Origin of the sequence: Thermococcus sp. GR5, from assembly GCF_012027535.1 — an archaeon.
Taxonomy (GTDB): domain Archaea; phylum Methanobacteriota_B; class Thermococci; order Thermococcales; family Thermococcaceae; genus Thermococcus; species Thermococcus onnurineus.
The window spans coordinates 67,376-86,738 of sequence record NZ_SNUN01000005.1; the positions used below are offsets into that span (position 1 = coordinate 67,376).

The 19,363-nt window shown below is 49.5% G+C and carries 27 protein-coding genes; 3 read left to right on the forward strand and 24 right to left on the reverse strand.

Going from position 1 to position 19,363, the window contains the following annotated elements; all coding sequences use genetic code 11:
* Nucleotides 1-106: 106 nt before the first annotated feature.
* The 5 genes from E3E33_RS06205 to E3E33_RS06225 form a co-directional block, all read right to left on the reverse strand.
* Nucleotides 107-697: a hypothetical protein gene (locus tag E3E33_RS06205; RefSeq protein WP_167712115.1), complete on the reverse strand. Its 591-nt coding sequence runs from the start codon at nt 695-697 to the stop codon at nt 107-109.
* A gap of 11 nt (nt 698-708) precedes the next feature.
* On the reverse strand, nt 709-1,284 hold the full coding sequence (locus E3E33_RS06210) for a hypothetical protein (RefSeq protein WP_167712114.1): 576 nt from the start codon (nt 1,282-1,284) through the stop codon (nt 709-711).
* Nucleotides 1,262-1,861 (reverse strand): hypothetical protein, encoded by a 600-nt coding sequence (locus tag E3E33_RS06215; RefSeq protein ID WP_167712113.1) that lies wholly within the window; start codon nt 1,859-1,861, stop codon nt 1,262-1,264. Before E3E33_RS06215 ends, E3E33_RS06210 begins: the two co-directional genes overlap by 23 nt.
* Nucleotides 1,862-1,984: 123 nt before the next feature.
* Entirely contained in the window at nt 1,985-2,266 is a 282-nt protein-coding gene (locus tag E3E33_RS06220; RefSeq protein ID WP_167712112.1) for a type II toxin-antitoxin system RelE/ParE family toxin, read from the reverse strand.
* A gap of 10 nt (nt 2,267-2,276) precedes the next feature.
* Nucleotides 2,277-2,498, reverse strand: coding sequence for a hypothetical protein (locus E3E33_RS06225; protein WP_167712111.1), 222 nt, complete (start codon nt 2,496-2,498; stop codon nt 2,277-2,279).
* A 193-nt stretch (nt 2,499-2,691) separates the two neighbouring features.
* On the opposite strand from E3E33_RS06225, the gene E3E33_RS06230 reads away from it, so the two are divergent.
* Complete coding sequence (locus tag E3E33_RS06230; RefSeq protein ID WP_167712110.1) at nt 2,692-3,291, forward strand: hypothetical protein; 600 nt, start codon at nt 2,692-2,694, stop codon at nt 3,289-3,291.
* 199 nt (nt 3,292-3,490) lie between these two features.
* Here the strand turns inward: E3E33_RS06230 and E3E33_RS06235 are convergent, their stop codons facing one another.
* The 19 genes from E3E33_RS06235 to E3E33_RS06320 form a co-directional block, all read right to left on the reverse strand.
* A complete protein-coding gene (locus tag E3E33_RS06235; RefSeq protein ID WP_167712228.1) occupies nt 3,491-3,976 on the reverse strand; it encodes a hypothetical protein in 486 nt (161 codons plus the stop codon).
* Entirely contained in the window at nt 3,973-4,173 is a 201-nt protein-coding gene (locus E3E33_RS06240; protein WP_167712229.1) for a t26-17p, read from the reverse strand. The genes E3E33_RS06235 and E3E33_RS06240 overlap by 4 nt, the downstream gene beginning before the upstream one ends.
* Before the next feature lie 71 nt (nt 4,174-4,244).
* Nucleotides 4,245-4,514, reverse strand: a complete 270-nt coding sequence (locus E3E33_RS06245) for a hypothetical protein (RefSeq protein ID WP_167712227.1) — start codon at nt 4,512-4,514, stop codon at nt 4,245-4,247.
* A 5-nt stretch (nt 4,515-4,519) separates the two neighbouring features.
* On the reverse strand, nt 4,520-5,278 hold the full coding sequence (locus tag E3E33_RS06250; protein ID WP_167712226.1) for a hypothetical protein: 759 nt from the start codon (nt 5,276-5,278) through the stop codon (nt 4,520-4,522).
* A gap of 10 nt (nt 5,279-5,288) precedes the next feature.
* Nucleotides 5,289-6,746, reverse strand: coding sequence for an ATP-binding protein (locus E3E33_RS06255; RefSeq protein WP_167731673.1), 1,458 nt, complete (start codon nt 6,744-6,746; stop codon nt 5,289-5,291).
* Nucleotides 6,747-6,902: 156 nt separating this feature from the next.
* Nucleotides 6,903-7,727 (reverse strand): DUF2046 domain-containing protein, encoded by an 825-nt coding sequence (locus tag E3E33_RS06260; RefSeq protein WP_240912037.1) that lies wholly within the window; start codon nt 7,725-7,727, stop codon nt 6,903-6,905.
* A gap of 10 nt (nt 7,728-7,737) precedes the next feature.
* Nucleotides 7,738-8,163, reverse strand: coding sequence for a hypothetical protein (locus E3E33_RS06265; protein WP_342764302.1), 426 nt, complete (start codon nt 8,161-8,163; stop codon nt 7,738-7,740).
* Between the two features lie 71 nt (nt 8,164-8,234).
* The gene (locus E3E33_RS06270) at nt 8,235-9,044 is read right to left on the reverse strand and encodes a hypothetical protein (RefSeq protein WP_167711575.1); all 810 of its coding nucleotides are present in this window, start codon (nt 9,042-9,044) and stop codon (nt 8,235-8,237) included.
* Complete coding sequence (locus E3E33_RS06275) at nt 9,041-9,289, reverse strand: t26-9p (RefSeq protein WP_167711574.1); 249 nt, start codon at nt 9,287-9,289, stop codon at nt 9,041-9,043. The genes E3E33_RS06270 and E3E33_RS06275 overlap by 4 nt, the downstream gene beginning before the upstream one ends.
* Entirely contained in the window at nt 9,289-9,624 is a 336-nt protein-coding gene (locus E3E33_RS06280; RefSeq protein WP_167711573.1) for a hypothetical protein, read from the reverse strand. The genes E3E33_RS06275 and E3E33_RS06280 overlap by 1 nt, the downstream gene beginning before the upstream one ends.
* Before the next feature lie 11 nt (nt 9,625-9,635).
* Nucleotides 9,636-10,142: a hypothetical protein gene (locus E3E33_RS06285; RefSeq protein ID WP_240911861.1), complete on the reverse strand. Its 507-nt coding sequence runs from the start codon at nt 10,140-10,142 to the stop codon at nt 9,636-9,638.
* Nucleotide 10,143: 1 nt separating this feature from the next.
* Nucleotides 10,144-10,710 (reverse strand): hypothetical protein, encoded by a 567-nt coding sequence (locus tag E3E33_RS06290; protein ID WP_206203372.1) that lies wholly within the window; start codon nt 10,708-10,710, stop codon nt 10,144-10,146.
* A gap of 11 nt (nt 10,711-10,721) precedes the next feature.
* Nucleotides 10,722-13,040, reverse strand: a complete 2,319-nt coding sequence (locus E3E33_RS06295; RefSeq protein ID WP_167711571.1) for a hypothetical protein — start codon at nt 13,038-13,040, stop codon at nt 10,722-10,724.
* A 4-nt stretch (nt 13,041-13,044) separates the two neighbouring features.
* A complete protein-coding gene (locus tag E3E33_RS10975) occupies nt 13,045-15,066 on the reverse strand; it encodes a hypothetical protein (RefSeq protein ID WP_342764300.1) in 2,022 nt (673 codons plus the stop codon).
* Complete coding sequence (locus tag E3E33_RS11085) at nt 15,063-15,191, reverse strand: hypothetical protein (RefSeq protein WP_255452934.1); 129 nt, start codon at nt 15,189-15,191, stop codon at nt 15,063-15,065. The genes E3E33_RS10975 and E3E33_RS11085 overlap by 4 nt, the downstream gene beginning before the upstream one ends.
* 3 nt (nt 15,192-15,194) lie before the next feature.
* Nucleotides 15,195-15,548, reverse strand: a complete 354-nt coding sequence (locus E3E33_RS06305; protein ID WP_167711570.1) for a hypothetical protein — start codon at nt 15,546-15,548, stop codon at nt 15,195-15,197.
* Nucleotides 15,545-15,721 (reverse strand): hypothetical protein, encoded by a 177-nt coding sequence (locus tag E3E33_RS06310; protein WP_167711569.1) that lies wholly within the window; start codon nt 15,719-15,721, stop codon nt 15,545-15,547. Before E3E33_RS06310 ends, E3E33_RS06305 begins: the two co-directional genes overlap by 4 nt.
* Before the next feature lie 210 nt (nt 15,722-15,931).
* Complete coding sequence (locus tag E3E33_RS06315) at nt 15,932-16,111, reverse strand: t26-2p (protein WP_240912039.1); 180 nt, start codon at nt 16,109-16,111, stop codon at nt 15,932-15,934.
* A gap of 7 nt (nt 16,112-16,118) precedes the next feature.
* Nucleotides 16,119-16,877, reverse strand: a complete 759-nt coding sequence (locus tag E3E33_RS06320) for an integrase (RefSeq protein ID WP_167711567.1) — start codon at nt 16,875-16,877, stop codon at nt 16,119-16,121.
* A 510-nt stretch (nt 16,878-17,387) separates the two neighbouring features.
* Here E3E33_RS06320 and E3E33_RS06325 point away from each other — a divergent pair.
* Nucleotides 17,388-18,140: a hypothetical protein gene (locus E3E33_RS06325; protein WP_012571633.1), complete on the forward strand. Its 753-nt coding sequence runs from the start codon at nt 17,388-17,390 to the stop codon at nt 18,138-18,140.
* 108 nt (nt 18,141-18,248) lie between these two features.
* Complete coding sequence (gene trm10, locus E3E33_RS06330; RefSeq protein ID WP_167711581.1) at nt 18,249-19,361, forward strand: tRNA (guanine(9)-/adenine(9)-N1)-methyltransferase; 1,113 nt, start codon at nt 18,249-18,251, stop codon at nt 19,359-19,361.
* The last annotated feature ends 2 nt before the right edge of the window (nt 19,362-19,363 follow it).

Below are 19,363 nucleotides of genomic sequence, written 5' to 3' on the forward strand. Positions count from 1 at the left end.
TGGTGGGCCTCCGTGGTAGTATTAGCGAATAGCTAATTTAGAAATTGCCCGGAAAGTATTAAAACATTTTGCGGGTGGCTGGAGAAGTAGTGGCGCTCCTAGAATTCTAAGCCTTTTTTTCTTTTTGTTTTTTCTCGTAGTTCAATATAAATTCTTTTATTCTCTTTTTATTTTGTCTTATTTGGGAATCAATAAGGTTGTAAGAGTATGAAGATTCTAAGTTGTTAACATGTATTGTGAGCAAAATTTTGTAGGTGGGATCAAAGATCCTGGAGTCTGAGAATGTTGTTTCATTAATCTCAAGCTGAACTATGTCAGAATATTCATCGGGGATTGTGTATTTGGAGGGGTCTATATAGTAGTCTGCGGCATGTCTGTAGGCTTGTAGGTTTATGAAATCTATTAAATGCTGGTTCAGGTCGAGCTCCTTTAAGAGGCGAGGAATGAATGAGTGTATACTTCGGCGGAATAGAAGTTTTTCGGCTTTTTTTAGGACCCTTGGTTCTGAGTAAAATATGTTCTGCAAGATTTGCCAGATGTCTTCTCTTAGTTTGAGAAGGACGTAGTAATATAACCTTCCAACTAGGGTTCTATTCTTTGCGTCGATTAGTTCACGGTTATTTGGTATTGGTCTGTTGGTATGGATGTACTCACAGAGATCTTTAAAAGAGGTTGGACTAAATTGGTAGGTTTGCATTCTTCGTCCCCCTACTCTTGAGGGGCCACTTTAAAGAATATCATAATATTCTTCAGTTTTTCAGGGTATTTATAGAACTCTGACAATATCTTCTTGTATGCTTCTATGGATTGTGGGGTTCCATCTACGTTTATGACGAGTGTGAGGTAGTCTTCCTCAATGTCTTCACTAGGCCTTCCTGCAGTTATTTCGATTTTTGTGTGTTGGATTATCGAGGGGTCCTTTGCAAATTTGGTTAGGATCCAGTAAATTAATAGTGAACGTTTTGCTACTTGTTGAATTTCGGAGTTTAGGAGGGGCTCTAAGTCGAGTGAAATCCATTTGGGCATTTTGTTTGCAAGAACTAAAAGTGGGTAAATTGGTGTTGCTCTTTTCATGAATTCTTGGAAGTCTTCTAAGTGGGTTTGAATGAAGTAATCCTCCATTAGTGTTTCCATTTGGAGTTCAAATAGATAAGGATAGACTGATATAAAGAAGGATTTCTCTTCTTGAGGCACTGCGTCGACAAAGGTGTATTCATGAGTGGGGAAGTGGTAAGTTTTAGTGATATCTTTGAAGGTTATTTCAGGATGAATTCTCTGTGCCATCCTCAATCACCTCCTGTAGGAGCTTTGCTAATTCCACTAGTTCTTTCTTTGTTAGAGCTATGAAGAAGTTTTCCAGTTCTCCATTGCCTGTGCGGTCATGAATGATCTGGAGCGCATAATACTTAATTGGCCCCTCCTCTGTTCTTAAGGTGCCTTCTGCGAGTTTGGACCCTTCATATATAGGAATCATAGGACTTAGTTTCAGAGCAAATTTAGTTTTTAGATCTTCATCATAGAATTTATTTATAATTTGTTTTTCTAGTTCTGTTTCTGGTTCTTTATTCTCATACAGCTTTAAGCCAATTATCTTTGCTATCTTGTTCATGGCTTGCCCGAGATAAGCATCTATTTCTTCATCAGGAATTCCTACGTTTTCTGCAATTTCTTTTATAACCTCTTCATCAGGGCGTTTTACTCCAATGGTCTGAGGCTTGAACACTTTCACTTCCAGTGGGATGTTCTTGTCTAGGATATACTGGAGAATTTGGTTTACTTTATCTTCGTCTACTGTGGTGTTCTCTGAGAGGAGGCTCTGAAGAAATGATCTTAGTAATTCTTCGTCTCGCATTTCCCTCACATCCTTCAATTGGTAAATGAATTATTAAAAATCTTCTGCTTAATTTTGCACATCCTTCCCCGGAATTGCGCATGGAACTTCGCTAGTGGTTCGACGATTTCTTTGCTTTCTTGGCTCATTAACTCACCTCTTGTATGCGGTTTCTCTTGGCTTTAGGTCCGTCACGATGATGATTTTCTCGTCCCAATAAACGGTGTAGAATACTCTGTAATCCCCAATTCTAAAACGGTAGGTGTTGGTTTTCTCTGTTTTCTCGCCTTTGACTGGTTTCAGGTCGTAGGGGGGCTTTGGGTAGGGGTTTGTTTTCAGAGCTTCAATGAATTCGGCCAGTTTCTTGCGTTGGGCTGGCTTGAGGTGTTTTTTGGCTTTTTTGATGACGTTTTTGTCCACGATGACTCTGTACACTTCCCCCACCTTAGCTCAGGAGTTCTTGGATTGCCTCGTCTGCGCTCAGTCCTTCTGAGGGGTTGTTCTTTAGGTGCTCGGCTTTTTTCATGAGGTCCTGGTATTCTTCCTCGGGGATTATTTCGGCTTCTTCCTTTTCGGCCTGGAGTTTCAGGAGCTCTAGCTTGAGCTCTTCGAGTTCTTTCTCGATTTTTTCAATGCGGTGAATGATGACTTGGACGCTTTCAACCATTGTCCCACCTCTAAATATAGTAGTGTAGGCATAGTATATAATTTATATCCTTGCTTTCGTGGTACTGCTCAAAAGGTTTGCGAAAATACCTCTTGACAAAAAGCTTTTTCGTCGTTGTAGCAGGCGAAACGTTCTTATATGTGCTCGTAATAAGAGTATTGCTTTGTCAAAAAGAGCGGAGGAGGGCCCTGGAATGGGAAAAGTGGTTACAGGAATTTTAGTCGGACTTTTGGTAGTGTCAATATTCTTGAACGTGGTGGTGTATCAGGCTGCCGATGATGAGATCTCATTGCTCAAGGATAAACTCTCGGCTTATGGGGGAGTGATCCTTGGCAATGATTCCTTGAAGATAGCTGTTGATTACTATGATTACAATCCTGTCGTCCTGGAGGAGGTCCTCATCAGCGGACATACCCTGACCATTGAGCCCGGCCATATCAGATACACTTGTTTTAACTATGTGGTTCCTGACACGCGCCTGACTATCGAGGCCAAGAAGCTGGATAAAACCCCTGTGAACTATTATCTGTTTGATTATGAGCTTTATTTCAAGGATAAAGCCCATGCAATTATTTTTGGTGGTACCTTCACGGGAGACAATCAGACATATTACCTCAACCGCTTCTCAGCGATGGAGGTTGGAAGGACTTATTGCGTTGGCTTCTCGGTGCCCACTAAAATCTACACCACTGAAGGAGAGAAGGACGTGGCTACTAATGCCAAGGTTTGGGCTAAAGTCGTGGTCGAAGCTCATGTGGATCCGTACCCTGAAGAGGTGATGGATAAAAAGTAAGTAGGTCGGCCGGTTGCCGTGACCTTTTTTATTATCACTTCGCAACGGGGGCCAAAATCCGAAATGGTTTTAAGCAGTTGTGAGTTATTTCTGATTGAGGGAGGGCGGTCACGCCCCCACAGTGACAGCACATGTGGGCCCTTTGAGTGGTGGCCCTGGCAGACCCTCATGAAGCCGGGGACGCACCGTGAGAAGGGCGTCACAATATTCCTCTTTTACGAAGTTCTTTTTTGAGAGCGTTAGGATTTGGGTTCTTTTCATAGATCTCTCTGCTTATGTATGCAATGTTGTCGGTGAGAAGAACAACGTGGCGGAATTCCCACCTTCCCTTAGCAACACTCTCTTTGAAGACGTTTTTCCGGCTCTTATACTCTTTGAGCTTTTTGAGAACGGCATCATCCACTATGAGGACTCTAATCTCCTTATCCAGGTTCATTATTTCATCTTTGATCTCGTTGAAGAAGGGTGTCACGATAACTCGTTTGAGAAGTGGCTTAATGCTATCAAACCTTTTTGGGAATTTCGCGATGTAGTTTCTCTTTTCTTGTTTTCTAAGTTCTGCAATGTGCTTAAGCCAACCTCCACGTTTTCTGAGTTCGCTGAGATTATTATAATCTATCTCAACAAGGGCATAGATTGTTCTTTTCTCTCTGCTCCTGTCCACGGAGATCACGAGTGTCTTCATTCCACCACCAGCCAGCTTGGTCTCTTCTCGGCCGGAATCAGCTTGACCAACTCTTTGAGTTCCTCTGGAGTGAGGAGGTAAACTTCTTCTGGAAGCCCGGCCTTTGAGGGAACGTAGATAAGCCTCTGCTCGACGTTATAGACTTTGCCCTTCTTTTTCTGCTTCTTGAGGTGCTTGTGAACCTGGACCTTAAGCATTGGTCCCACCAGTATACAGTAGAAGGCTTTACCGTATAAAGTTTTCTACCGTAGAAAAAAAGAAGAGGGGTTTATTTGTTCCCCTCAACCTCAATCCCGTTTATCTTCATCATCCTTTTTATCTCCCTCCAGAGAGCTTTGAGGAGGATAACGTCGGTCTCCGTGGCCGCGTTCTCGTAGAGCATCTTCATGTAGAACCTCATGTTGTTGTAAATCTCTGTGTTGATGACTTTCTTAAGGTCGTCCTTTGAGACCTGCGCGCTCTTCTTGGGGCTGTTGTCCTCCCTCTTGTCAGGGATCGGGACACCTACTGGACCAAAGACCTCCTCGACGTTCTCCATGCCTATCACTCCTCGAACTCAGTCTCAAAGTCAGACTTCTTGAGCAGCCCACCCCACGTTAAGCCGCTCGCGTCGTCTATGCTGGCGATCTTCCTCTTTCCGCTCCTGTCGTAGAGATCCATCTTGGTCTTGTTGTAGAGCTTTGCGTTGGGGTTGATCTTGAGTGCCAGGTCGGTAGCCTTTGCCACCTGCCTGGCGAGGTTCATGTATGCAGCTCTCCAGGCGTCGCGGGAGGCCTTCATCTCCTTCCAGAGCTCGACTCTAAGGACGTCCCTCTCAAGCGGCAGGGCGATCTCCTCGCCGATGTGGTTGACTTCGAAAGCACTGGCGTGGATGAGTATCATCTCCCTGCCGAACCAGACTTGGCTTTCGTGGACTCTGATGAGCTTCTGCGGCGGCCTCTTGCCGAATATCCTCCCGAGGGAGTACCAGATGCTGTCGAGCCAGTCGGGTGGGCGGACCTGGTAGAGTATGACGTACTCGTCGAGGTCCTTGCGCATGGCTATGGGGTAGCCTTTGGGCCTCGGCTCTTTGCCGTCGAACCAGACGATGACTTTCTGGTCGAGGTTGTAGATTTGGGCGAGCTGCTCGTTGAGCCTCCTCTGCTCCTCGAGCCGCTGGATGACGGCCTTCTGGACTTCCTCATAAACGCTCCCTCTCTCGTCCTCCTCGAATGGGATGACCTCAACTTGGTCGAGGGCTCCGATCTGGACTTTCACCTTCTGCTTCTTCTTTTTCTTCCTAAATCTGTCAAACAACCCCATTTCCACCACCTCACAGGGTTTTGGGAACGCGATACTCAATGCTAAACGTGTATTCGCAATCTATCGAGAATTTGCCCTTCCCGCGCCGGGCTTTTCTGATTCTAAACAGCTCCTCGAGGGAGCGGGGTTTTCGGCCGTTGTCAAAGCGCTCGTCAAGTATCTCTTCCAGGAGCTCGGCGTCTTTCTCCGAGGCCAGCCTGCCCACTATGCCGATGTGGGTCGCTCCCCTAACGAGGTCCTTGCTCAGGCCCGAGAGGTATTGGGTGCCAGAAATCAGGGAGATCTCAAGGGAGCGGCCTTCTCGGTATATCTTGTTGATGGCTGCTAAGCCGAGAGCGTGCCTCGCGAGGTTCTGGATCTCGTCTGCTATGATGACCACTGGAATGTCCCACTTGAGGAGGAACTCGTCGGTGACGTAGCTCACGAGGTTGTGGAAGATGACGGCCTCTTCTTCCTCGCTCAGGTGGGAGTTCGCGGAGAAGTCTATAACGTTGATTCTATCTGGAGTTAGTTTCCTGACGAACTCTTCTTTCGGGTCGCTCGTGAAGAGCCTGTCGCTCTTCAGCTTGGTCATGAGGGTCCTCAGGTTGGCGATTGTCCTGTCGCGGGAGTTCTTCAGTACGTCTTCAACGGTCTCGCCCGGCCTCGGTGGGTACTCGTTCCTGATGACTTCCTTCAAGAAGCGGTCGGGGTCTCTGATTCTCTTCTGGCCCCAATAGATGTCGAGAAGGCGCATGTAGTTGGTCTGAGTGTTCACGTACATGAACTTGATAAGGTCCTTCACCTCAAGGCGGTCGTAGCTGAGCTTTCCTTCGACCACTTGGACGTTCATACCGTTGTCCCTGGCTATGAGGCTCAGATCCCTCGTGGGCCGGAAGACTATTCTGGTGGAGGGGTAGATCGCCGGCTTGAGCCGGTGCCTCTGGAACTGGTTGTGGTTTGCATCGACCTTGGTCATCATGCCCTCAACGTTGGGCCAGCCGAAGGCGAAGTCTCCAATCTTGCCGAGGAGTGGCCTCTTCCTGTAGTAGTCCTGGAGGTAGCTCTCAAGCCAGGGGTAGTTTTCTTGGAGGTAGTCGTAGCCAAAGTGGTCGACGATGTAGTTCCTGAACTCTTTGAGCTTCTGGACTTTTGGCTTGTCGTATTTGGCCTCAATGACTATGATGAGGGCCTTTCTGCCGTTCAGGTAGAAGTAGTCGTAGAGTCCCTCTGCAAGGGCTCTCATAATGCTGGTCTTTCCGTAGCCGCTCCTGCCGAGGAATAGAATGTGGTTGGCAAAGCCTGCTTTGTAGGGGAGGAACTGTGGCGCTCTGCTGCCGTCGTCGAGCCTTAGGCCTAGGTAAGGGCCGTAGTAGGCTTGGCGTATGTCGTTCATGCCGTATTGGGCCAGCTTTTCTGGACTGACCCTTTTCCGCAGGCGAGCGAGGAAGTCATCGGGAACCCACCAGTTCGAGTGTATACTCTCCACTATCCCAAACCTCCGTGTCGTTTATTCTTAACAAAAATTAGGCCCCCACTGCACATTTTCTTAGGGAGCCTTAGACGGCTTTATTCCCCCAATGGAGCGTTTTCCTCCGTGTGCAGTTAACACCCCCTTACTGCCCACTCCTCCTCGGAGCGGACATTATAGCGGATACTCCCACCCTCTCTTTTTCTTGTACAGGCCGTATCCAATCAGCCCTACGATGGCACCGGCAAATAGAATGCTCTTCAGCAGTACAGAACCGATGAGGCGCTCTTTCTTCGCCTGCTCAATGTAGTCCTGCTCGCTCCCCTGCGCTGTCTCCTTGAGAAGATTCTGAATCATAGTCCGGTACTCTTCGTTCTGCTGGCTTAGAAACTCATTCTCAGCTTTGAGCTGGTTGACTTTGTTTGTCAGGTTCGCGAGCTGCGCTTTGAGCTCGCGGTTCTCTTTGGTGAGGTTCGTGATTTGGGTCCGGAGCTCTGCAGTGTTGGGCTGGTTCTCCAGCTTGCTTTGGAGCTCTGAAACCTGCTGCTTGAGCTTCTTGTTCTCTGCCGTGAGGCTTTGAACTTCCTTTTTTAGCTCCTCATTCTCGGCCCTCAGGGCCGTGTTCTCCTGCTTGAGCTCTTCAATTTGCTTCTGGTAGTCTTCGCTTGTGGTGAAGCTGACGGAGAAGGGTGTCCCGCTTGAGATGTCGATGATGCCGTAGCCGTTGAACTCCTTGAAGCTGATGCTCAGCCCTTCAAACTCGCCGCTCTCGCTGGCCTTGAGCAGACCGAGAAGCTTATCCGGAGCTCTGATGATGAGGGCCAGCTCTCCGGTGGCGTTGTTTTTGTCGACTGTGAGAGTGAGGCCTTCAACGTGAACGCTTTCTCCTACCTCAAGGCTCCCGCTCCACTTGTAGAATGAAGCCGCGGATGCCAGCCCAAAGCCTATTATCATATATATTAATATAGGAACTAGTGCTTTCATACCTCTGAAACTCATTCTTCTCACCTCAGTCAAGAAGGCCTTTCATCTTCACCGTGCCTGTTTTCCTGTTCACGTAGGCGAAGCCCGCAAAAATCTCGGTCGAGCCCTTGCGGATGTAGACTTCGAAGACCCAATACAGGTTGCCGTTCTCCTCCTTTTCCGCGAGGCTCTTCTTTTCGGGCCCGATTTTCATATCGTACTGTTTCAGCTTCTGGTTGTAGTCTGCGAGGTAGTTCCTGACGATCTCATACGCCTGTTCGGCGGTGATTGGGTAGTCTTCAACGTACGCACCCTGGAAGACTGTCAGGTGACCGTCGGCCCACCTCACCGTGTCGTTGGTGAAGATGTAGCCCTCTGCTGGATAGCCGAGCTCGTACAGTCTTTCTTTCAGCGGGTCGTGCTCGACGAACGTCGAATAGCTGAAATGGAGCAAAAAAATTAGGCTAACCACTGCGAACAGGCGTAATATCACTCTTGAAAAAGATGGAGAGGCGCGGTAGGTGGGCATCATTTCAGCCCACCTCAGCTCGAGCTCTGCTCAGGAACCACAACTGGCCAGGTCGCGGTGCTGTTGGCCTGGATGATGAGCGGAGCTGTCTCGTTGTAGAGGGTCGCTATGTTGCCGCTCAGGTCCTCGACCTTGAAGTAGAACGCGTAGTAGTTGCCCTCGGTGAGGTTGGCTATGGTGATTGGCAGGGTGGTTGCTTCGACTGGAGTGAAGGTGGTAGTGTTGCTCACGGTGTTGGAAGTGCCGAGGTCGGCCCAATAGACGTAGTACTTGGCTATCTGGTCGTTGTCGGTGGCGTTGAAGCTGATTGCAAAGGTCAGGGCCGTGCTGTTGTAGTCAATACTGACAGAGTTCAGGGTCGGTGCAGTGGTGTCGGTGACGGTTATGCTCTGGACCTCGCTCTCGAGGACCTTATCGCCGTCGTAAGTGACCTTGACCTTGTAGTAGACGAGGTCGCCGAACTTTGACGGAATCTCAGCCTTGTAGGTGCTGTTCTCGGCGGTGGCGTTCAGGGTGGTGTAGGTGGCGTTGTTCGGGTCGGCGACGTTGAGCGCGTAGAGGACCTCAACGCTGCTGATGTTGAAGTGCTCGGCGTTGGTAAGGCTGAAGGTCACGAGCACGTGGCCGGTTGCCTGGTCAACGCTCGCGGCGAGGTCGGCTATGGCGAGCTGGTAGGTTTCAGTGGTGCTGGTGTCGCCGCTCAGAGTGTTGCTCAGGTCAACAAAGCCGCCGCTGCCGAAGCCGCCGTTGTAGGCCCACCAAGCTATGGCCGCGAAGAGCACTATCAGGCCGATTGTCACAATTCTCCTTTCCTTCTTTCTCAACCCAACACACCTCCAAGCGCGTTTATCAGAGAGCTCATCTGGTCAGGAATCCCCTTGAGGAACTCAACAAAGGTTCCAAACAACGAAAACTCTTGCAGGAGCGCGAGGCCGCCGAGGAAGTAGAATACATAGCTGACTTTTCCGCGCACTAGTGCACCGATGATGAAGAGCAGTATTGCCAAGCCGAGGTAAGGGTGGGCCGCTGCGACTTCTTTGAATCCGTCAATTGCCGCGTTGACGTCCATCAGTTCCTCCCTCCTCTCAAGGCGAGTGCACCGAGGATTGCCGCAACGCTGAAGCTAACAACGCCCTTGACGAGCTCGTAGATCGTCGCGCCTGGATCGCTAGTCATGGCGAGCATGGCGATGCTGCCGATAGTGAGGAATGCCGCTGCGTCCCAAACGCCCCAATTGTCCATGTCGGCGATCCTGTAGACTGAAAGCCCGATGAGGGTCGAGGGTATGTAAAGGGCCCAAAAGCCCGAAAGCCCAAGGAGTTGGCCTACCGCGATGATGGTGTCCTGCCAGTGGAAAACACAAAGGATGAAGGCGATGAGAGCTGCTGCAACCCTGCCGAGCATTGTGAGTCACCTCAGAGCAGTATTGCGATTAGGTTTGAGATGAAGGGCAGGCTGAAGGCTGTATCGAGGTATTTGCCCCCTGTCGCAACTGTGGCCGCAATCCAGAGGAACGCTACCAACTCATCATCTCCCGTCTCTGGTGCTACAATGTACAGTGCATAGGTTGCCGCGGCGAGGAGAACTCCAGTGTTGTAGGCTCCAACCGTCATTGAGATAGTACCTGTCATGAAGTAAAGTACTGCAACGAAACCGATTCCTGCGATTAGTAGGCTCATGATGACCTTGTTAACTCCATACTTTGAGCCGTAGGCGAAACCGAGAAACTCATAGTCCATTTTGTCGGAGAGCTTGTCCAGCACTTCGATGGCAATGATGACGTAGATTGGAGTCATGGCAACTGCTTCAACGTACTGGTTCACTGTGATGTTCTGGTCAGTGGCCCATCTCAGGACAAAGCCGCCTATCAGGCCTACCAGCACCAGTTTGATGAGATAATTCACGTTGTTCAACTTCTTCATATCAACCAAGAGCACCACCTCCGAGGAGTGTCGCAACGGCCATCTGGAAGAGCGAGATGGCCGGGAATATTGCCAGGTGTGCACCGCCAGTCACTATGGTCTCTGCAATCCAGAGCCAGAGGAGCCACTCGCTGGTTCCGGTATTCGGCAGGAGGACGACAAGGGCCACGAGGGCCGAGGCAACGAGCGTGGCTGGCGTAACTGCGGCAAGGTTCAGCGTAATGGTCCCTGCTAGGAGCCAGGTGAACATCATGAAGAAGACGAACACTGCGCCGAATGCGAAGACGAGCTTTGAAAGCCCGCTCTTGCCCCTGCCGAGCATTCTGTTGTAGAGTTTGCCTGTATCGAGACCGTAGTCGAAGAGCATTGCGAGAAGTATTCCAGCGAGTGGAATGCTGGCGTAGGCGGCGTTGAATTCTGCTATTGTGACGCTCTTCTCCTGCGCATACCAGGCGATTGCTGCCATCATTCCAGTGGTTGCTATTCTGAAGCCTAGCTTGTTGAAAAAGAAATTCCCGGCCCGTTCTCCAACTCCAGGCCGGTTTTCAGTCTTGTTTGCATTCCCCACGTTTCATCACCTCACCAGAACTTGAGCTTGTCGAGCAAACTAAATCCACCAATCTTGGCCAGTATGGCGCCGATTAGGTTTGAATCAAGCACTGCAAAGGCCAGGAACAGTACTGCCACAAGGACTGCCGCCCGCTTCCCGAACAGGACATAGAACACTCCTGCAACAATTGCTAGTGCAATCAACCACCAGATGAGATCACCGAGCTGGAAGTTAGTGCCGAATATTCCTCCAAGAATCGTGCCTTTGTACTCGTCTGCAACATCTGCAATCTTCTCGGCCGTTTCTGCCATAGTCTCGGCTTGGTCATAAGCCCCATAGCTGGCCAGCCTGGCTGCTTCAAGGTAATAGTCGCCGGCCATCTCCTCGTCCCTGACGATCTCGAGGTACCTGATGGTGTCCTCAAGCTTCTCAGAAGTTGGAATCTTTTTTGCGTACGTGATGGCTTCCAGATAGTGCTCTTTTGCCTTGGTGGCGTAATCTACAACCTTCTGGTTGCCAAGCTGTGAGCCGATCTCGATGTAGTGCTCTGCAGATGCTATCTTCTCCTCGAGCTCCTGAACTATTGTCTCAACGAGTGCTTTCGCCTGTTCGGCGTCATAAGCGGTCCATTCCTGGTCACTGATGAGATCCTCGATCTGTGCGAAGGTTGGGTCAAGGCGGACAGTTCTCTCTGGTGAAACGACACCTATGTTTGGCGATATGAGCATCCATATCGGGATCTTCGTTCCGTCATCCCTGGTGACTTCGGCCTTGATTCCAATGAAGGCCATGTAAGTGACAATGTCCGAAGCGCCGTGATAAGTCACGGTGCCCTCAAAGGCTGTTGGATTGGAGAGTATATCCCCAAGAGTTGCCATGCTGCTGATTGGGAGCGCAGCAGCTAGCTCCCACTGCCCGTTTTTGAGCAACCTGTATACTACAAGCCTAGCTTCGTCGGTGACGGTGAGGTTCGTGACCGGAACGAGGTTGAAAAACTGGTCATTTGCCCCAATGTAGATCTTGTAGGTGGAGGAAGCATTGATGATATGGAGTGGGTTGACCCAAGCTCTTGCGATAATGTTTGAGGCAGCTCCAGAACCCCTCATAAGGTATGGCACGAACATTCTTGCCTTGGGATCGTCTTGGTAGTCAATGGGCAGAGTGCCTTCAGAGAAGCCTCCGATCTGAATCCTACCCGCTGCAATGTGCTTGTATGCGCTGGAGGTTCTCCACCTCGCAGAAATCGTCTCGTTGTGGTCAAAGATCCATCCGTCGCCAGTACTGTAATAGATCTGCTTAATGCCGGTGACTTCCGCAACAATCTCGTATGGCTCGTCAGCAGGCGTGGCAAGATAAATCTGGTTTACAATATCCCACGTTGCCAGCCCGTTGAGGACGGCATCAACCTGGTTTTCATACGGGTCAGGTCCTTTTAATATGGTTCTAAATGTCCAGACAGTTCCATCATTGCTTTCCCCGCATTTTTCTCCTGGCTGGAATTTCCATTCCCTTGTCCACAGCGGCCTGCCGTCGCGAGTGTAGACATAGAGCTTAACATCTGTAAGACATATCGGATCCTTCACATCCGGATTGTCTCCCGGTTTGAGGGTGAATTCAACTGGTATTGCAGAGAACCCAAATATCTTATCCGGGCCACGGATTTCCACGTTTGAGAATTCTCCCGTGCTCCCGTCTGTCGACTCAATGTCATACGCTATCAACTGTGCTGCAAGTCTGGCCTTGAGCTCGAGAAAGTCCTTCTGCTCGGCCTGGATCAGTTCAGTAAGGTTAACGTAGGTTGTGTTAAAGACTCCAAGGAGGGTGGATCTTGATGCATATTCATTGTACGAGAGGTTTCTTGGTTGCAGGATCGAAAGTCCTCCACCATCATCGTCATCACTTGAGAAGAAGTCAAACGTGCCCTTGATCCAATTTTCTATCGCAGCACCGCCGAGATAGCAGGCAGTACCTGCAACCAGTGCCATCCCTACAGCTCCAGCGATAGTACCTAATCCTGGAACTACTGAACCCCCAACCGCACCTGCGGCTGCGCTTGACATAGCATATGCAAAACAGCCTGTTGCTGCTGCAGTTCCTAAGTGTCTCCCGCCCTTCAGCCAGTCCCAAGCTCCAGAAATCTTTTCTTTAATTGAGCTAACCGCCTCTTTGTAGCTGTCTATTGGGTTCCAAAGGTCAATTGCGGCAGCGTATTGGGCATTGATGAGGAGGATGAATATCACGAGAGTGGCGACCTTGTGGGCGACTGTTCTTGAAGATCGTGGCTTTTTCTCATCTCCTTTTTTCTCGCGTCGTTTCTGAATAATTGAAAGAAGGAAACAGCCTATCATCACCTCACCTCCTTCTCAGTGCCCAAACCCCGAGACCCACGACGAGAAGTCCTCCGACAATCCAGAGCCACGTGCTTCCGCTGCTGCCACCGAAGAGCGCGAATCCTCCAGAATCTCCAATGGTGACGGCCACCTTGTCCTGGAAGACAACCGCATCGCCCTGGAGAACCTGGACGTTCAGCTCGTAGGCGTCATAAGTGAGATCTTCCGGCACGGCGAAGGCTATTGAAACATCCTTTTCAGTCAATGGAGCAACGCTGATGCTCTGGTTTATCTCGGCCGGCAGGAAGCCGCCGCTCACTTTGATGGTGTAGTACTGCACGCTGGAGCTCGGGTTCTTGAAGTGGAGCGTGATGACTCCCTCGCCGCCCTCGCTGACTGTTAGGGTCTTGGTAACGAGGGTAATGGCAGGGTTCACGGTGATGTCATAGACGGCAGTCATGCCGTTCCACATCAGCTCGAGAGTGTAGCTGCCCTCAGCCGGAACATTGACCTGGAAAGTGTGCGCCTCGTACGGGCTGAAGGCATAAGAATCGCTCCAGACTTCATTGCCCTGGCTGTCCTTCAGAACGGCCGTGATTAGGTAGCTCTGGCCAGAGCTTTCAGAAATCCTCAGCTCGTTCGTGCCCACCTGCCATTCACTCGGCATCTGGACGCTGAACGGAAGCGGCTCGACGGTGTAGGTGACGGTCTTCGTCGTCGTGTAGGTCTGGCTCATTATAGCGTCGTTCGAGGTAAGGGTGAGAGTGAAACCGTGAGTGCCGACCGCGCCGGCCTTGAACTTGATAGAAACCTGCGTGTCGCCCGAAATATCGCCGAGGTAGTACTTTCCACCCTCCGGGCTGATGACGGAGCCGTCTTTTCTTACTTCGAGGACGTCAGAGAGGCCGCTCAGGCTCAGGTAAGTGTTGTAAGTCGCGGAAGTGTCAATCGGGCTCAAGGTGAAAGTCAGAGTGTAGATAGTGTTTTCGGGAATCGTGATGTCGGCAGGGAAGTTTTCGAGCTTGAAGGCGGCGCTGGAGGGGTACATTTCAATGGTGACAGTCATGTCATCCTGGACTTCAATGGTTTTGGTGACGCTCCAGTAACCCGTTTTCTCGAAGGTCAGCGTGTGATTACCAACTATTAGGGCCAATGTATCACCGTCGTTAAAAGTGCCTAAAACAGAGTTGCCTTCTTTCACTGTAACATCTGAAAGGGTCTGACCAGTCAAAGCGTCCTTAAAGTGGAAAGTCACCAAATAGGGCTTAGAAAGCTCATAACTCTGCACTCCTTCCGGCTGGTCTGAAGTATAGACCACCATAACACAAATACCGCTGTATGGATAATTTCCATCGACCGTCACGACGTAATCTCCAGCTCCAATGAATAAGCCGCTCTCCCTGTAGATATGGCTGCTCGTTTCATAGACATATGCTGCATACCACAACTGTATGCCGTCCTTCTCAATTTTGCCCCAAGGCTGGACCGAACCATCGTCACCGTCTGACCATGAGTTAAAGAAGATAAAGTCTAATGTGTGAACTGTGCCAGTCGTGGGATACCCATGATCATTAGTTCCGTCATCGAAGAACGCAATATTAACATAATTCCCCTGAACTTCCATGTCAGTATAAAGTCCTTGATGAGTTATCGCCAAACCTTTTTGACCCATCAGGACTGAGGATATCTGATCTTTGAGGCTCTCAAGCATTGTTGTTGTCTCTGTGTCAGTTACAAAAAGTCCATATTCGTAGTCAGAGTAGATAATAACGCTCGTCTCTGTGAAATCAGCGTAGTATCTCACCGTAAAGCTCGTATCTCCAATTTTTACCGTCTTTTCTGCTAATTTCAACGTGTCGGCATCTTCAATCGTTGCACCTGTTGCATTCGCAACATCTTGAATGTATTGAAGAGGGCTGTCACTCCAGGACATAATGTAAAAGAACCCGTGATAATCATCAAGCCCTGCACTAACTGTGTCCGTCACTACTAACAAAGTGCTGAAAAGCACCAACAGCGCGAGCAGAACTCCGACTCTTTTCACTTCACCCACCTCCTTGAGTGCTCCCGCGCCCACCACCAGGCCGAGAGCGCGTCATACGCGAGATATGCCAGGACAAGGCCGAACGCAGCCGCGATAGCCAGGCGCGGAATGAGCAGAACGTCCATCGCTCAGCCTCCCACCGAGTAGTCCACGATGATAGCGCCGACCAGAGAAGCCAGAACCGCAGGTTTCTCGTTCAGATCCATTAGAACCTCCAGAACAGCGCTGCCGTTCTGCTGAATCAACGCCGCGAGGAAGGCCACGAGCATCATGTCATAGAGAAGGACCCTCCAGCCCGAAGTGAGCGGCTCGATGAGGGCGACTGCCTTTGAGCCCTTGTTCGTCAGCGCCCAATGAACCAGAAGACCACCAATGGCGCCGATTGCCAGGCTCTCCTTCGTCATCATGGGCCAGGCGAACTTCAGCCACATTGCAACGACGAGGATGAAGAGAATGAGCTGAGCGAGGCTACGTGGCTTCATACTGCTGTCACCCTCTGTGCTTTTTTGAGCCGGGCTAGCTCCATGACCTTCTGCTGTTTCAGTCTCGAAATCCTCGCGAGTTCACGCTGTGCCGCGTCAATCTGCCTGCGAAGCTTCTCCATGTACCTGTCATAGAACTCAATCTCCCGAGCAATACCCTCCAGCGTGTCCATACTACCGCCCCCGGAAGCGATTACCGGGCCTCATCGCCCTCCCCCATCTCATCGGTGCCTTCGGAGTTCGGGCTCGGCCTCTCTGTGAATCTGATTAGAGAACTGATTTGAGCGGAGGAAGGCCCATCCTACTTTGAGATTGGAGAAGAAGCGTTTATAAGCAAATAAGAACATTTTAAGCTTAAATTAAGCGTAAAGATAAAAATAGAATCAATCATTGAGGATGTCTTCCGGCCTGGTGTTGCCGAGCTCTATCCTGTAGAGTTTTAGTACAGCCTCCCTGAAGACTTGGTTGATGCTCGTTCCTTTCACCTTCGCGAGGGCTTTTGCCCTCTTCTCAACCTCAGAATCAATATATATCCCGCGAACAAATCGAGACGATTGGGCCAACCTCCGCTCACCTCCTTTCATCTTCCAAAACACGCTTTAGGTCATCCACCACCGCAGAATACCACTCATCAGCTAGGAGCTCAAGATTGAGATAGTGACGTTCTATGACCGTTCTCGGCGCCCTACCCTGGATATAATCAATGACCTCCAGCGGTACTCCCTGACGGGCCAGAAATCCGCTGAACCATTTCCTGACTGCTGAAGACGAGAAGACAACACTCTTTTCCGTGTTCCTGATGCTCCGTATCTTTACCCTCATCCTCGCATGGACGCGCTTGTAGCTGATGTCCACCCTCTCGAGCCTCTCTGCGAACTCCCTTGGAAAATATGCCCAAAACGTCTGCTTCTGTCCCCTACCAATTCCACTCATTGGATATTTTGCTACATTATCCCCATAGAGAACTAGTTTGTCTGGATCGAACTCGTTGAGCATCCTGACGATATGCTTGAGCCTTTGCCCGCTGTACACTAACGCCTCGTAGATCAAGGCTAGGAGCGGATCCTTTTGGAGGTAATACTCGTAAGCAATCCTGATCTGCTCGTCGGAGACGTAAACTCTCCTAACCCCCGTGGGCTTCAGCTTGATGATGTCTTTAAGGTCGAGGTACTCAGTGCGGCTGATGAGGCCTCTGTTCTTCAGAAAAGTTATGAAGTTTCTCAGAGACTTTGCAAACCCTCTATTGTAGTTTTCTTTCACGAGAGCTTCGTCGAGAGAGGCCTTATCGGTTATTCTGTACTTTCCAAAGAACCTTTCGAGGTACCGCATGTAGCGCTCCTTAGTCTCCTCTGTGGCCAGTTTTACGGAGAGCCACTGTTCAAATGCCTCTTTATGCTGAGACCAAAGAGAATTAAGCCCTATTTCGCTAGAGGACGCCTCTAATGCCCCCTTTCGAGCCCGCGCCCCGGGTTCAAATCCCGGCCGGGGCACCAAAATTCTCCCAAACGCTGTTCTACAAGAAGCTTCACCACTGGAGACAAGCCCTCTTTGAAAAAGAGCCACCTCAACATGCCATTAATAAAACAAGACCTACTATAAGCCACCCTCAAAGGCCCCACAACCTTTAAATCCAAAGCTGCATGAATTTGAAATACCGGTCTTTAGACTTTCAGCTGCCTCCAAGCTCAGCACTCATTTTGGATGAGTGATTTTTACATCTCTATATTGTATCTCGATAGTTTTTTGTAATTTTGGAGATTTTCCAAACAATTATAACATATTGTCAAAATAATGCCGAAAATTTTTTAACATTAAAAAGAGACTCCCTATGGTGGTATTATGGTAGGTGTTGTCAAGACTGGAATAGAGGAGATTGATTCTGCCTTGGGTGGAGGAATAGTTGATATGGGGAATCTTTTGATATCCCATGACAAAAGGTCACTGGGATGGGTACTTGGTTTGAAGATATTCAAGAGCATGATTGATCAGGGGGCAATTGGAGTCATATTAAATACGACCCTACCAATTTCAAAGCTTCAATTGAGAACCAAATGTGCTGGATTGGATCTTGAAAAAGAAGGAAAAGCAGGAAAGCTTTACATAATTGACCTCTTCGGATCCAAGTACGATATCCCATACAATAGTCCGTACGTTATCCAGATAAGGGACTGGAGTGGCGATACAGGGATTCCAAAATTGCTTCAAATATATAGCAGACTATCATCACGAATCCCTGAAGGCTCAACTGTAGTTGGTCTAGCTGCGACGTTGGAAGGGCTCTACCATGAATTTGGAAAACAAACCATGGACAACCTGATAAGAGCCTCACTCGCCAGCTTTGAAAATGAAGTGGTAAATAAAGGCAGGAAAATTAATATTCTCACCATTGCACTCCTAAACAGAGAAGCTGTTCCCGATTATGTAACAGCATGGCTGTACAGTCTTAGTGACCAAATCATAGAATTCATTTCCAATACTGGCACCGCGGGTCTAGAGGAGACCATACTAATACCAAGATCCCTTGTCCCAGAGTTCCAACCGAGGCATTACACAATAAAGCTCTCAAAAGAACACAGGATTCAAGTTCTTTGATTTATTTTTTGAATTGGGCATCCTATACAATCCCAATATTTTTTGCCGGAGTTAATGATGTAAATGAAAAGGCTTTTAACCTTTCATCCGTTTCCCCGCCCGATGGCCATGAAGACACTCGCCCAGGTTTTCAGGGAAGTTCTGCAGGAGAAGGGTATAGAGAGCTTCGGCGTGCTTTCAAAGCGCTACCGTAAGTCAAAGAATAAGCTCCAGGATGTGGCCGTGGATGTCCTTAACGGAAAAGGAGTCATCGCAGAAGTCCCAGAGCCAACGGTAGTTGCGTGGGATTTAAACGGGAACCGCGTTAAGGGCTCGCGCTACGCCTACGTGCCGGGCTGCATGGCGAAAAAGTTCAAGATTCTAATCAGAGCTGAAGACCTGAAGGCCCGCATTCCGGAGTGGCCCTACTTCATAATTGACCTAATGCACTGGGACAAGCACACCCAGAAGGAAAAGGGTAAGATATGCCTTCAGGTGGCTCAGAGCTACGGCCTGCTGAGAGACTACTTCACGGGAAAAGAGCTGGCGGTAACCTGGGCGAACGATGAGTTCAAATCCATGTTCCACGGCCCGGTTGAGAGGATAACGACATACGAAGGATCTACCGCCAACTTCCTGAAAGAAGAGGGCATCGATGAGGTCGTACTCCTCGACCCCTGGGCGGAGGAAGTTCTGGGAGAGGAGGACTTCGACGTTAAGGCCTTCATAATCGGGGGAATCGTCGACACCGGTGGAACCAAGAAGAAGACCACGCCAAAAATCGGCGAAGAGCTTGAAAAGGAAGGAATAAAAGTCCACAGGAGGAAAATAGTCCTTAGGGGCGATGTCGTTGGCGTCCCGGACAGGATAAACAGAATCCTCGGCATAATCCTTAAGATGATGATTGATGGCAAGTCAATGGATGAGGCAGTCTACGAGTTCCAGGAGCCACTTCACGCACGCTGGCGCCTCAGAAAGGAGCTTCCAAAGCATGCGACTCGCTACATGATAAACGGCAAAGTTTACCGCGTCGTCGAGAAGGAGCTGTTTGACGAGTATTCCAAGTGGCTTAAGATACGCTGGGAGGACTTCGTAAAGGTTCTGCGCGAGTTAAATCTCGTCGCGCTCGAGAGGAAGCGGATGCACCACCTCAACAAGATTTCCAACCCTAGAATAATCAACGGCAAGCTTTACAGGGTCATACTTCTCAAGAAGGCCGCGATGCTGTGCTACAACTGCTAAAA

Bases quoted from the DNA above. Each gene is read 5' to 3' on its own strand.
- E3E33_RS06210 (WP_167712114.1), bottom strand. From the start codon at position 1,284: ATGGCACAGAGAATTCATCCTGAAATAACCTTCAAAGATATCACTAAA.
- E3E33_RS06280 (WP_167711573.1), bottom strand. From the start codon at position 9,624: ATGCTCGGCAGGGTTGCAGCAGCTCTCATCGCCTTCATCCTTTGTGTT.
- trm10 (WP_167711581.1), top strand. From the start codon at position 18,249: ATGAAGACACTCGCCCAGGTTTTCAGGGAAGTTCTGCAGGAGAAGGGT.
- E3E33_RS06325 (WP_012571633.1), top strand. From the start codon at position 17,388: ATGGTAGGTGTTGTCAAGACTGGAATAGAGGAGATTGATTCTGCCTTG.
- E3E33_RS06250 (WP_167712226.1), bottom strand. From the start codon at position 5,278: ATGGGGTTGTTTGACAGATTTAGGAAGAAAAAGAAGAAGCAGAAGGTG.
- E3E33_RS06240 (WP_167712229.1), bottom strand. From the start codon at position 4,173: ATGCTTAAGGTCCAGGTTCACAAGCACCTCAAGAAGCAGAAAAAGAAG.
- E3E33_RS06285 (WP_240911861.1), bottom strand. From the start codon at position 10,142: ATGAAGAAGTTGAACAACGTGAATTATCTCATCAAACTGGTGCTGGTA.
- E3E33_RS06305 (WP_167711570.1), bottom strand. From the start codon at position 15,548: ATGAAGCCACGTAGCCTCGCTCAGCTCATTCTCTTCATCCTCGTCGTT.
- E3E33_RS06260 (WP_240912037.1), bottom strand. From the start codon at position 7,727: ATGAGTTTCAGAGGTATGAAAGCACTAGTTCCTATATTAATATATATG.
- E3E33_RS06310 (WP_167711569.1), bottom strand. From the start codon at position 15,721: ATGGACACGCTGGAGGGTATTGCTCGGGAGATTGAGTTCTATGACAGG.
- E3E33_RS06230 (WP_167712110.1), top strand. From the start codon at position 2,692: ATGGGAAAAGTGGTTACAGGAATTTTAGTCGGACTTTTGGTAGTGTCA.
- E3E33_RS06275 (WP_167711574.1), bottom strand. From the start codon at position 9,289: ATGGACGTCAACGCGGCAATTGACGGATTCAAAGAAGTCGCAGCGGCC.
- E3E33_RS11085 (WP_255452934.1), bottom strand. From the start codon at position 15,191: ATGGACGTTCTGCTCATTCCGCGCCTGGCTATCGCGGCTGCGTTCGGC.
- E3E33_RS06205 (WP_167712115.1), bottom strand. From the start codon at position 697: ATGCAAACCTACCAATTTAGTCCAACCTCTTTTAAAGATCTCTGTGAG.
- E3E33_RS06295 (WP_167711571.1), bottom strand. From the start codon at position 13,040: ATGATAGGCTGTTTCCTTCTTTCAATTATTCAGAAACGACGCGAGAAA.
- E3E33_RS06245 (WP_167712227.1), bottom strand. From the start codon at position 4,514: ATGGAGAACGTCGAGGAGGTCTTTGGTCCAGTAGGTGTCCCGATCCCT.
- E3E33_RS06320 (WP_167711567.1), bottom strand. From the start codon at position 16,877: ATGCGGTACCTCGAAAGGTTCTTTGGAAAGTACAGAATAACCGATAAG.
- E3E33_RS06235 (WP_167712228.1), bottom strand. From the start codon at position 3,976: ATGAAGACACTCGTGATCTCCGTGGACAGGAGCAGAGAGAAAAGAACA.
- E3E33_RS06225 (WP_167712111.1), bottom strand. From the start codon at position 2,498: ATGGTTGAAAGCGTCCAAGTCATCATTCACCGCATTGAAAAAATCGAG.